Genomic DNA, 12,255 nt, shown 5'->3' with positions numbered 1-12,255 from the left:
CGCTCACCCGCCGATCTGTACGCTCGGGCACCCGGCGGTGATGGGGGAGCCGCAGCCCGCCGTATCGCCCACACGGGCCGCGGGCTGCCCGCCGATCAGGACGGTGGCGCTGCCGGGCGGCGCGATCTGGGACTGCGGATGGGCGGCGGGCGCGCTGCACTGGTGCGGGGTGCCCACGGTGGCCGCGGGCCGGCCGCCGATGAGCACGGTGGGCTCGCCGGGCGGGCCGACCACGCCGGGGTGACCGGTGGGATCGCCGACGCGTGCGGCTGCTGGCATCTGTGGTGCCCCCTGACTGTCCTCGTCTGTTCCTGTGTGCGGTGTCCGGTTGCTTTGCTGAGTCGGTCAGTTGATCCGTACCAGGGGCGCGTTGACGGAGAGGGAGTTGCCGCCCTTGATCTCGGTACGGTTGGTGCTGCCCACCGCCACCTGGCCGCCCTGCACCTCCACCGTGCCGCCGGTGGACAGCTTCACCTGGCCGTTGCCGCCGTCCACCGCCACTCCGTTGCGGGCCGTCAGCTTCACCGAGTCGCCGCCCAGTTCGAGCGGGCCCTTGCCGGCCTCCAGCGTCACCCCGCTGCCCGCCTTGATGGAGACCTGCTCCTTGGCCTCGATCTCGACCTTGCCGTCGCTGTGCACCACGATGGTGGTGCCCTGGCGGTCGAGATTGATCTTGAGTTTTCCGTCGCCGGTGACCAGCCGTACCCCCTGCGGGCCGTTCGCGGCGTCGAGCAGTTCCAGCTTGTTGCCGCCGCGCGAGCCGAAGGCGCGTTTGTTCACCGCCCCGCTGGTGGGGTCGACGGCCTCCGCGTCCTGGTCCTGTCCGTTCCCCTGACCCTGGCCCTGGCCCTGGCCCTGGCCCTGGCCCTGTGCCTGGCCGGGGCCGAGACCTTGCGGCTGGCCCTGGCCTCCCTGCCCCCCTTGCCCCGGCTTGTCCTTGCCGTTGTACAGACCGGCGAGCACATACGGCCGGTCCAGATGCCCCTGCTCGAACCCGACCAGCACCTCGTCGCCCACCTCGGGGATGAACGCCTCGCCGCCCGCCGTCCCGCCCGCCTGTGCGGTCCGCGCCCAGTCACTGGCGTATTCGTCCGACAGCCAGGGGAAACGCACCTTGACCCGGCCAAGACCCTCCGGGTCCTTGGTGTCGGTGACCGTGCCGTTGGCCAGTCCCGAACACCGGGCACTGGTGTCCGTACCCCCGCCGGAGCCGCCGCCCGTCAGCCCGAACAGCGAACGCTCCTGCTGCCCGGAGACCGTCACCCAGGTCTCGTAGCCGCGCACCGGGTCGAAGACATGCCGCGAGGAGGTGACCGTATAGCGGCCCTCGAAGGGTTTGCCGACCCCGGCCAGCGTGACCGCGCCGCCCGCCCGTACCTCCGGGTTGCCCCGGATCACCGCCTCCAGTTCGGCGAACGACCCCGCGATGCGCGCCGCCAGCGCCTTGGCCGCCTGGTCCACCTGGGCCTGGCTGCCGTACGGGGCGTCGGAGACCACAAAACTCGCCTCGCCGAAGGGCCGCGCCACTTCCGCCGCTGTCAGGCCCAGGTCCAGCGTCGCCGCCTTCCCTGCGTCGGCCCGCCCGACCAGCGGCTCTTTGGCCCGTACGTCCCAGCCCCGCACCTCCACCGCCGACACCTGCTCGGCGGCGGACACTCCGGCCCGGCAGCGCAGCAGATTGTCGCCCATCTCCAGCACCAGCGGCTCGCGGGCGGCGCGCGCCGACACATCCGGGGCGCCGCCCGCCTCGGTCGGCTTGGCGATGTGCAACTGGCCTTCCGTCACATACGCCTGCGCGCCCGCCTCCTCGGCCAGCGCGCGGATGAACTCCCAGTCGCTGATGTTCGGCTGCGCCACGTGTTCCAGCACCGGGCCCGCGACATCCATCTTCCCCGGGCGCAGCCCGGCCCGCCGGGCGACGCTGGTGCAGATGTCGGACAGTGTCATGTTCTGGTAGCTCCCGACCCGGCGGCCGCGGAAGAGACGGTGCGACTCGTCGAGGCCACGGACCACGGTGAAGGTGCCGGTGTCGTCGATCTCCACCTCCAGCGCGGTGACGTTTCCCGACAGCAGCGGGCGCGGCGACGGACCGCTGCCCGCCCCGGCCAGCAGCCGTACCTCGGTCCCGATGGTCAGCCCCGCCTGCTCCAGCAGCACCCGGCTGGGGTCGCGGAAGCGCAGCACGAACAGATCAGGCAGGGTACGGCTGTCGTCCACGTACCCCTCGACGAGCGTGTTGGCGAGCGCGGGCGGGAGTGGACGGCCGCCGAACTCCACGACCAGGGACTTCGCCACACTCTGATTGACCATGCCTAGTTCACCGTCCCCCGCCGTGGCCCTGGCCCTGGTCCTGGCCTTGGGCCGTGGTTTCAAGGCGCTCCAGCTCATCGAGGGCGGGGAGCAGCAGCTCACGGCCGTTGGCCAGGCGCATCGGATCGTCGATTCCGTTCGCCTCCGCGATCACCCGCCAGGCGGCCGGATCGCCGTACTCCCGCCAGGCCAGCAGCGGCAGCGTGTCACCGGCGCGCACCCGGTGCACCCGGCGGGCGTGCAGGGCGCCCGACGTCGGATTCTGCCCAGGGGTGTCCCCGGTGATCTCCTCCATCGTCACCTGGCACACCGCCCGGATCGGCACACCGGAGGTGGTGAACAGGGTGTACTTCGCCTGGACTTGGCTCACATAGCCGGGAAACCCGGTCAGCCCGCCCCAGTGGAACACCACCCACGGCGGCGAGGAGCGCTGCTGCTGCCGGGTCTCATTGGTCGGTACGCAGCAGGTGAACAGCTGCTCCACGGAGGTCACGACGCTGGTGTCGTGAGTGTCGCTCGCGTCGAAGAACATCTCGACCGTCAGCTTGCTGGGCTGCGGCCCCTGGTACTCCGGCGGCCCGGCGCTCTTCGCGCCCTTGGCGGGAGTGCGCTTCCACGCCGCGGCCTTGGTCAGGCTCAGCTCCTTGGGGTTGAACTGGAAGTCGATACGTCCGCAGGCGCCGCCCGGGGTCAGCCCGCCGCCGGGTGGCGGGGTGCGCAGCTCCAGATACGCGTGCTCCAGCTTGGGCCGCGCACCGCCGCCCCCCTTGGCACCTTTGGCCGCGGTGGCCCCGCCCGCCGCGCTGAACGCCACGGGTGAACTCATGACTCCAGCTCCATGACATAACCGTGGTGCGCGATCTCAATGGTCTCGATGGCCACCTTGGGGGACTCCGGATTGAACGAGGGCCCGGTCCAGCGCACCGGCACGACCTCCAGCAACCCCCACTGGGCCACCTTGCGGCCGTCGCCCGTACGCGCCTCGATATGCGCGGTCCTGCGGCGGATGCCGGTGGTCATGCTCGCGAACCACTTGGCCACCTTCTCGGTGTCGCGGGTCAGCGGCCGGGACAGCTTGATGTTGGGGTACTTCAGGCGGGTCGGCAGCTGCCAGAGATGGATGTTGTTGCCGCCCTCCTCGCGCTGTTCCAGCACCACTTCACAGCCCAGGCCCTCGCAGGTGTTGAACGAGCCGAGCTCGATACCGTCGACGGTGACGACGAAGCAGACGCTGACTGCCGGGTCATCGGTAACGGCCACGCCGTCTCCCTTCTCTCCGCACTTGTCAGTGCCTGACTTGTCAGTGCCTGGTGTTGATCAGAAAACCGGCTCGCTCGCGCTCCAGCCGCAGCTCCGCCTTGAGCAGTCGGCTCAGCGGCGCGTACAGCGCCCGGACCAGCTCGTCGTCGACCTTTGGCGGCCCGCCGCCCTTGCCGTCGCCGGTGGGGGCCGGAGGGGTGGCGGCTTCGGAGCCTTGTGGCGGTTCGGGGGTGGGTTCGGGTGCGGGTTCGGGCTCGGGTTCGGGGGGTGGGGGCTCGGTGTTCTCGGAGTCGCGCTGGACGGGCGGTGGGAGTGAGAAGACGGTAGAGGCGCCCGCAACCGATGGTGGCGGCGCGGGCGACGGTGGCGCAGAGGGCCTTGACGCCGGGGGCCCTGGTGACGGGGGCCGGAACACCACCGACCCATCGGCCATACGCTGCGCCACGCCCGCGGCGATGGCCACCGCCCCGGCGTCGACCAGCCGTCCGCCCGAGGACTTCGACGGCCCAGCCTGGGGCGGCGTAACACCTGGTACGGAGCGGGAGACCGACGGGGGCGCGGCCGCCGAAGCGACGGACCGCTGAGCCGAGGGCGTTCCTGAAACGCCAACGACCCTGCCCGCCGGGGGGTTGTCGTTCGGGTGGGACCACCGCACCGGTACGACTGGAGGCTCGGCAGCGGCGGACGGGGAACCTCCCGATGGGCCGTCGGCCGGGCCGTCGGCCGAGGGCGGCAGCACCCCAGAGAAGAGGGGCACCGACCGCTGTGCGACCAGAGGCACCACCGGCCCCGCGGCCGGTGCGGGCGGCACCTCCGCCACCGGAGTCCCGGTCGCCGAGGCCCGCTGGATCGGAACCGGCGGCCGATCCGCGACAGGCTGGGGCTGGCGCTGGCGCTGGAGATGGGGCGCGGCAGGTATCGGCACGGGTGACGCGGATGGTGTGGGTGGCGTGGGCGGCACCGGCCCGCTGTCGCCCGTACGGACCTCCAGCGGATCGTCGCCGAGCAGCGGCCTGGACACCTCGGCCTGTTCTGCCTCCGCCTCCGCCGCACCGCCGACGGCATCGTCGGAGTCGTCCAGCGGTACGGCGGCGCCGGTGCTCGCGGCGGGTGTGCGCTGCGCGGTGGGCGGCAGCCCGGCCAGCGGCTCGCCGAGACCGACGGTGTGCGGCCGGGGAGGCGTGGGCGCCGCGGAGCGCCGCTGGACGGCGGGCGGAGTGGTGTCCGTGTCCGGGATGGCCCGCTGTGAGGGCGCGACGGACAGGGCGGGCAGCTGACGTATCCCCATGGCCGGTGGCCGAGCGGAGATCAGCGGCTCCACGACGTCCGAGTCCGCGACCCGCTGCAAGGCCACGGTGCGGGTGCCGGACGGCTGCGCGTCGCCGCCACCGCCACCGCCGCTCCGGGGCAGGTCGAACACGCGACTCACCGTCGGCGTATCAGGCGCGCCGCTGACCGTACCGTCCGGCGTAACGAGCCCGTGCCCCAGGCCGGACGGTGCCTCGGGGCTGACCAGGTGGCCCAGCGGGGTCAGGAAGGACGAGTCCCGCCAGGTGTCCAGGGAGCCGCGGAACCCGCTGGGGTCGGTCACCAACTCCGGCTCGGCGACCGTACGCTGCAGGGCGGGCAGCTCCAGCCACCCGGGCGCGGCGGATGCGACCGGCGCGTCAGGCGCGTCAGGTGTAGGGGGCGCGGTCGGACCGGGCCGGGACCCACCGCGCCGAACCCCACTCCACCAGGACAGCAATCCCATCCGCCCTCACCGCTCACTCAGCCGGGCGATGTGGTTGACATACCGCAGTCGATCAGGGTGTTCGAGGTCGAGGATCTGGTCCAGGGGCCAGTGGAAGTGGTAGGCGAGGTACGCGACTTCCTCGTAGATCCGGTCGGTCGCGTACGTCACGATTCCCCCAGGCGACCACCGCCGGACAGGTCCACCGCGAAGTTCTCGTGGCAGGAGGGGCAGGTGACCGCGGCGCGGGTGTGTCCCTCGGCGTTGATCCTGCGGTAGAAGTCCTGGAGGAAGGCGAGATCGGAGGCGAACAGGTCCTCGACGACGCCCGGGTGGACATCGTCGATCGTGCCCAGGCGTGTGATCACGCGGGAGATGAGCACGACGGACAGATACGCGGAGTTCTCCCGGACCCGGTCGTCCCGCAGCGGAATCAGCTCGTCGCGGGCGGTCGCGAGCCGCATCACACCGCTGCGGTGCACGGTGCCGGACTCGTCGACGTACCCGCGCGGCAGCTCGAAGGCGAACTCGGTCCGCAGCGTCTCACGGCCTTCATCCCGGGTCGTACCGCTACCGGGCTCCTGGCCGGTGCCCTCCTCCTGCCGCGCGGACGGGGCGAACGCGCGCCGCATCAGTCGACTTCCACACTCTCGTAGGTGATCGACAGTTTTTCGGTGAGCACGGAGGTGTCCCCGGCCTTGAGCGTGCTGATCTCCAGCGACTTGGGCCAGGCGTTGATGAGCTTGTAGCGCTTGATCGGCATGCCCTCGTAGTCGTAGACGATGATCGAGCCATTGCGGCGGGCGCTGACCATCTTCCCGAACCGGGAATCCTTGATCCACTGCTCGAAGCTGTTGTCCTCGGTCAGCCCGCGGGTGACGGTGACCTCACCGGCCTTGGGCCGGCCCGGCAGCTTTTTGATGGCGTATTTTCCGTCCGCGGTGTTCTGCTTCAGCTCGATGACGTCCTGTTCCATCTTCAGACCACTGACCTCGGTGATCTGCCGGATGAGAACACTGTCGAATTCCAGTCCGAAGGAATGGCCGACGGAACTGTCAAATTCGGCGAGCGGCATAAGACCTCCTCAGGTCAGTCAGTCAGCCAGTCGTGGTTGGTCACTCGGTCACTCGTCGACCCCGCCGGTCCCGGCGGAGAGCTGGGCGAGCCGGAACACCACGAACTCCGCGGGCTTGACCGGGGCCACTCCCACCTCACAGATGACCTGCCCCGCGTCGATGCTCTCCGGCGGGTTGGTCTCGCGGTCACACTTCACATAGAAGGCCTCGTCCGGGGTCACCCCGAACAGCGCGCCCTTGCGCCACTCATTGACCAGGAACGCGGAGATCGTGCGCCGGACGCGGGCCCATAGGGCGTCGTCGTTCGGCTCGAACACCACCCACTGTGTCCCGGCGAGGATCGACTCCTCGAGGTAGTTGAAGAGCCGCCGCACATTGAGATAGCGCCAGGCCGGATCGTCGGCCAGCGTCCGCGCCCCCCACACCCGGATACCGCGGCCGGGGAAGGCCCGGATGCAGTTCAGGCCGATGGGATTGAGCAGATCGTGCTCGCCTTTGGTGATCTGGGTCTGCAACGCGACCGCCCCGCGCAGCACTTCGTTCGCCGGCGCCTTGTGCACCCCGCGCGAGTCGTCGTTACGGGCCCACACCCCGGCGACATGCCCGCTCGGCGGTACGAACGCATCGCGGCCGACCGCCGGGTCGAAGACCTTGATCCACGGGTAGTACAGGGTGGCGTACTTGGAGGCGAAGCCGGTCGTCTCCTCCCGCCAGGTCTTGATCTGCCGCGGGCTCAGACCGGGCGGGGGATCGAGGATCGCGATCCGGTCGCCCATCGCCTCGCAGTGCGTGATCAGCCCGCGCTGCGCCGAGATCACCGACTCCAGGTCCAGCAGCCCGCGCTGATAGGCGCTCATCAGATCCGGCGCGGCCACCATCGTGATCTCTTCGACCGCCTCCAGGCCGCCGAACCCGGTGCGCTGGTCGGGGTCGCCGACGTACGAGTCCGCCGACAGCGCGTCGGGCACGGCCGCCCCCGGCCCGGTGCCTTGCGCCCCCGCCAGGGTCACCGACTGCGCCTCGGGCCGCGCGGGCGCGGCGCCTTTGCCGGGCTCCTCCAGTCTGATCAGCTGGGACCGGGCCCTGACCTGGGTGGCCACGTTCTCCTTGCTGCGCTTGGTGGTCACGTTCGGATAGGTCTCCGCGACCGCCCCGTCCCGCTTGACCACCAGCGTGAAGACATCCTGCGGCGGGTCCTCCCCCTCGGGGTCGGCCACCTCGACGGTGATCTCCCCGGTGACGCCGGGGAGGGCTCGTACGGTGTAGGGCCCGAGCTGAGCGGTGGTCGCGCCGCCGATCTCCTGAGGCGCACTGGCTTTTCCGTGCTCCGCCTGATCTGCCTGACCGACTCCACCGATGCGTACGACGTAGCAGATGCCGCCGCCGTTGGCGAAGAAGCCGTAGACGGAGGAGGCGAGATAGGTCCCCTCGACGAAGTCACCGAAAACGCTCGTGAACTGGGTCCAGTTGGTGATGAGCGTCGGCTCGTTGAACGGCCCTTTCTGCGCGAACCCGATGAAGGCGGCGACGGAAGTGCCAACTCCTTCTATGGGCCGCGACCCGGATTCCACCTCTTCGACGTAGACACCCGGGGACAGGTATGACGGCATGCCACTCTCCTCGACCGGGGAAACGAAGCGATTCTTCCCGGGCAATGGATCAATGGGAAAGGGCTTTCGGCCGCCCCCGCGTACAGAGCCGAGTGCCCGAAGGGGCAGCAACGCTTCTTTCCCTATCGGGCAGAAAGCTCTGCCCCCACCTTTACCCCGCCGTCAGCGCTCCGGCGCCGGTGCGCCCAGCACCCTGACAGACATGCCGCGGACGCAGTGCCGGCCGACCGGTGACGGGGTGATCCGGTGAAGGGCGCGAAGGCCACAAAGCCTGCTGCGAAGGAAGACCGTGCGACCCCGACGCAGCGCACACCCGAAGCGGCGGCGCCCCCGGAACAAACACCCGGCCTGACCCCAAGCCACCTCCACCGCCTCCAGCGCATGGCGGGCAACGCGGCGGTGTCCCGCCTGGTGGCGCAGCGCTATACGGCCCCGGTGAAGCCCCCGCCGTCGCAGGCGCCTGGCTTCCGCAAGGTCCAGTCGGATGTCGCCGCGAAGAAGCAGAAGCTGTCGCAGCACAACCCGGCGGCGAACGAGTCCCAGTCCGCGCAGGACGCGGCGGTGGCCCCGCCGGACGACAAGGAGGCGCAGGGCAAGGCGGCCAACGCGGAGAAGATGAACGACGCGAAGCCGGGGGAGTTCAACAAGGCGGCGTTCATCGAGGCCGTCAACAAGGCGATCGCGGACCAGGCGCCGAAGAACCTGGACGAGGCGGACAAGTTCTCCGGCTCCGGCAAGGCCGAGAAGATCAAGGGCGAGGTCGACGGCAAGGTCACGGACGGCAAGAACGCGTCGTCGAAGGACATCGAGACCACCACCAAGGCCGCCCCGGACACCTCGCAGGCCAAGGAAAAAGAAGTCACCCCGATGAAGCCGGACCAGCCTCCGGCCAACCCGGGCGCGCCGAACGCCGCCGACGCGACGCCGCAGCAGCAGCCGCCCGAGGTCACGGACTTCTCCGAGGGCCCGAAGAAGACCGACCAGCAGATGGCGGACGCGGAGGTCACCGAGGAGCAGCTGGCCAAGAGCAACGAACCGGAGTTCACCGACGCCCTGGGGGAGAAGAAGAAGGCCGAGCAGCACTCCGCGCAGGCCCCGGCGCAGGCCCGGGGAGCGGAAAAGCAACAACTGACCACCGCCAAGTCGAACGCGGCCGCGGCCGGCACCCAGGCCATGGCCACCCTGACCGCCACCCGCGCGGGCGCGGGCAAGCAGGTCGACGGCGGCAAGGGCGAGACCAAGTCCAAAGACGAGCAGAAGCGGGAACAGGTAACCGCCAAGCTCCAGAAGGTCTTCGACGCCGCCCAGAAGGACGTCGAGGGCATCCTGTCCGGCCTGGACGGCAAGGTCGACAAGCAGTTCGAGGAGGGCGAGAAGAAGGCTCGGGACGCCTTCAACAAAGACCAGAAGCGCCGGATGAAGCAGTACAAGGACAAGCGCTATGGCGGCTTCTGGGGCCCGGCCAAGTGGGCCAAGGACAAGATCGCCGGCATGCCGGAGGAGGCCAACCAGCTCTTCCAGGAGTCCCGCAAGCTCTACGTCAACATGATGCAGGGCGTCATCTCGTCCATCGCCGACACCATCGGCACCGAACTCGGCAAGGCCAAGGCCCGTATCGCCCAGGGTCGCGCGGACATCAAGACCGAGGTCGACAAGCTCCCCGCCGATCTGAAGCAGTACGGCCAGGAGGCGGCCAAGGACTTCGCGGGCAAGTTCGACGACCTGGAATCCGAGGTCAACGACAAATCACAGCAACTGGTCCAGACCCTGGCCCAGAAGTACACCCAGGCCCTCAACGCCGTCGACGAGGAGATCAAAAAACTCCAGGAAGCGAACAAGGGCCTCGTCCAGAAGGCCGTTGACGCCGTCGTCGGCGTCATCAAGACCATCAAGGAGCTCAAGGACCTCCTGATGGGCATCCTGGCCAAGGCCGCCAGCGCCATCATGAAGATCATCAAGGACCCGATCGGCTTCCTGGGCAATCTGGTCCGCGCCGTCGGCGCCGGCCTTCAGCAGTTCATCTCCAACATCGGCACCCACCTCCAAACCGGCCTGGTCTCCTGGCTACTGGGCACCTCGGCCAAGGCGGGCATCGAGATCCCCTCAAAGTTCGACCTCAAGGGCATCATCCAACTCATCGCCTCGCTCCTAGGCCTGACCTGGGCCAACATCCGCGCCCGCATCACCCGCAAGGGCGTCCCCGACCAGGCCATGAGCGCGGCCGAACAGTCCGTCCCCGTAGCCAAGGCCCTCGCCACCGAAGGCCCAGCCGGCGCCGCAAAAGAAATCACCGCCGAGACCGGCGACCTCAAGTCCACCATCCTCGACGACCTGAAGTCCTACCTCATCCCCACCGTCATCATCGCCGGCATCACCTGGATCCTCTCCCTCCTCAACCCCGCCTCGGCCTTCGTCCGCGCGGTCAAGGGGATCATCGACATCGTCTCGTTCATCGTGAACCAGGGCGCCCAGATCGTCGAATTCGTCAACGCCGTCCTCGACGCGGTCATAGCCATCGCCAACGGCGGCTCCGCCGGCGTCCCGAAGATGGTCGAAACCGCCCTGGCCGCCAGCATCCCCCTTCTCATCGGTCTCCTGGCGTCCCTGTTGGGCATCGGCGGCCTGGCCAACAAAATCAAGCAGGTCTTCCAAAAAGTCTCCCGCCCGGTCAACCGAGCCATCGACAAGATCGCCGCCAAGATCGCCCAGATAGGAAAGAGGATCTGGGCCAAGCTCAAGGGGCAGGATAAGAAGGGTGATGAGGCGAAGAACGGTGATGGCAGGGACGGGCAACGCGACATCTTCACCGATGTCGTCCATGACGTCAAGAGCAGTCTCGGGAAATCTCCTTCTGCAGACAAGGCGGCCACTGTCGCAGAGAGTGCCTTCGGTCGTTACCAAAGCCACGGTCTCAAGCTTCTCCAGTTCGCTCCCAAGAAGGAGCGCCCGGGAGAGTTCGAGGTACTGATTCGGGCCTCCCCCCTACGCAGGGCACTTGTCTTCCGAGTCTCTGATCTCCAATTGAGCTTCCCGCGTACCGCCTGCATAGTGCATGTGACGGATCCCAGTGGCGAGCAGGAGAACCTCGGAAAGTTTCTCGTGCAGAGAAAAGCACCGGGCTCGGACGAGGGCGACACGAGCCATCACGCTGAACAGCACATGATCGGAATTCTGCGAAGCAGATATTTCACAGGTGATCGGACCAAGGGGAAGTACAAGCTTCAACTCTCACTGACTCGTCGGCCTTGCCAAGGCTGCGGCCCAGCTCTCGAGGAGTTCAAGAATGAACTGCAAGGCAAGGGGTATGATGTCGACTTCACGATCCGCATCGTGAGCTCGTACGCCGCAGAGGGGGAAGGCATAGCAATCAATGTGCTGAAGTCCCTTAATGACAAGGGGTTCGAGCTGGAGGTACTCGGCTTGGAGAAGATCGTCGCAGAGAAGTTGCTTGGTGATCCAAGGGAAAAGCTCTCGCCCAAGGATGAACAAATTCTGGCCGATGAAAAGAACCGAGTCGATGAGTACCTAGATAAAGCAGGTGCAAAGAAAGGTTCGTAGAGGTGTCGGACGACGAACTTCACAAGCAAAACGAGAGGCGTGTGCTGGAGCGGCTCAGGGAGGCTGGATGGGACATGGCCGAAGGGGCCAGCACTCTCGACTTGGCCTCCCTGTTCTACGACAATGGCCGTATGGTGGCCGAGGTTGAGCACCATTATGAGAGGCAGGAGTTGCTTCTCACGCTGACTTCGCCAGACGGCAGGCAGGTCACCGTGTACCCCGTCTACGGTGACTCCCTGGAAACCACTCTTGACGCCATCGTAGGCTTCCAGGACCGAGTTACCCCGGACAACTTCCAAGAGATGCTCGGTGAACTTGTTGCAGCCTGTCCCGAGGTCTACGTTCAGGAGGGAGAGGACGACGAGCCCCGCCTCTTGGCACGTGAATAGTCCACGCTGGCGTGCTCCATGGCGTTGTTGACCAGCTCGCGAGTAAATCTCAAAACTATGCTTTTTGAGATTCGCCGAAATGGCTGTGTGAACCGCCCCGGTTCAGTGGCCTGTGACGTTCCAGGGATCACTGGCTCGTGGCTGAGCAACGCCCCCGCCGGCTTGTGGCCAGAGGCCTTGATGGTCAGTCCCGACCGCGTGCCCGGGGCGGCGTCCGATGGCTCGGAGCCTAGTACTCCAGCAGGATTTCGCAGTCTGTCCTGCGGGTTTCACCGGGCGGCTGGAGTGTAGCGGGCTGTGGAGTGGTCAGGGGCGGTTTC

The 12,255-nt window shown here is 68.0% G+C and carries 11 protein-coding genes; 2 read left to right on the top strand and 9 right to left on the bottom strand.

Annotated features, from left to right (window positions below; translation table 11 throughout):
- Window positions 1–3 precede the first annotated feature (3 nt).
- From ACWDSL_RS25005 to ACWDSL_RS24965, 9 genes are all read right to left on the bottom strand, one after another.
- Complete coding sequence (locus ACWDSL_RS25005; protein WP_089508235.1) at window positions 4–279, bottom strand: PAAR domain-containing protein; 276 nt, start codon at window positions 277–279, stop codon at window positions 4–6.
- Window positions 280–345: 66 nt separating this feature from the next.
- A complete protein-coding gene (locus tag ACWDSL_RS25000) occupies window positions 346–2,310 on the bottom strand; it encodes a VgrG-related protein (RefSeq protein ID WP_450488929.1) in 1,965 nt (654 codons plus the stop codon).
- Window positions 2,311–2,317: 7 nt separating this feature from the next.
- Window positions 2,318–3,136: a CIS tube protein gene (locus ACWDSL_RS24995; RefSeq protein ID WP_450488927.1), complete on the bottom strand. Its 819-nt coding sequence runs from the start codon at window positions 3,134–3,136 to the stop codon at window positions 2,318–2,320.
- A complete protein-coding gene (locus tag ACWDSL_RS24990; protein WP_450488925.1) occupies window positions 3,133–3,570 on the bottom strand; it encodes a phage tail protein in 438 nt (145 codons plus the stop codon). The genes ACWDSL_RS24995 and ACWDSL_RS24990 overlap by 4 nt, the downstream gene beginning before the upstream one ends.
- A 40-nt stretch (window positions 3,571–3,610) precedes the next feature.
- Window positions 3,611–5,323, bottom strand: coding sequence for a hypothetical protein (locus ACWDSL_RS24985; RefSeq protein WP_450488923.1), 1,713 nt, complete (start codon window positions 5,321–5,323; stop codon window positions 3,611–3,613).
- A gap of 6 nt (window positions 5,324–5,329) precedes the next feature.
- The gene (locus tag ACWDSL_RS24980; protein WP_089508240.1) at window positions 5,330–5,473 is read right to left on the bottom strand and encodes a DUF6760 family protein; all 144 of its coding nucleotides are present in this window, start codon (window positions 5,471–5,473) and stop codon (window positions 5,330–5,332) included.
- On the bottom strand, window positions 5,470–5,934 hold the full coding sequence (locus ACWDSL_RS24975; RefSeq protein ID WP_450488921.1) for a hypothetical protein: 465 nt from the start codon (window positions 5,932–5,934) through the stop codon (window positions 5,470–5,472). Before ACWDSL_RS24975 ends, ACWDSL_RS24980 begins: the two co-directional genes overlap by 4 nt.
- Window positions 5,934–6,377 carry a phage tail protein gene (locus ACWDSL_RS24970; RefSeq protein WP_014181557.1) on the bottom strand — a complete coding sequence of 148 codons (444 nt, stop codon included), beginning with the start codon at window positions 6,375–6,377 and terminating at the stop codon, window positions 5,934–5,936. The genes ACWDSL_RS24975 and ACWDSL_RS24970 overlap by 1 nt, the downstream gene beginning before the upstream one ends.
- A 48-nt stretch (window positions 6,378–6,425) precedes the next feature.
- Window positions 6,426–7,988 (bottom strand): phage tail sheath family protein, encoded by a 1,563-nt coding sequence (locus ACWDSL_RS24965; protein ID WP_450488918.1) that lies wholly within the window; start codon window positions 7,986–7,988, stop codon window positions 6,426–6,428.
- Between the two features lie 246 nt (window positions 7,989–8,234).
- On the opposite strand from ACWDSL_RS24965, the gene ACWDSL_RS24960 reads away from it, so the two are divergent.
- Together ACWDSL_RS24960 and ACWDSL_RS24955 are read left to right on the top strand one after the other, a co-directional pair.
- On the top strand, window positions 8,235–11,546 hold the full coding sequence (locus ACWDSL_RS24960; protein ID WP_450488916.1) for a phage tail protein: 3,312 nt from the start codon (window positions 8,235–8,237) through the stop codon (window positions 11,544–11,546).
- 2 nt (window positions 11,547–11,548) lie between these two features.
- Entirely contained in the window at window positions 11,549–11,935 is a 387-nt protein-coding gene (locus ACWDSL_RS24955; RefSeq protein ID WP_450488915.1) for a hypothetical protein, read from the top strand.
- Window positions 11,936–12,255 lie beyond the last annotated feature (320 nt).

The organism is Streptomyces sp. NPDC000941 (assembly GCF_053599555.1).
This window is presented reverse-complemented; position numbering and strand designations above follow the sequence as displayed.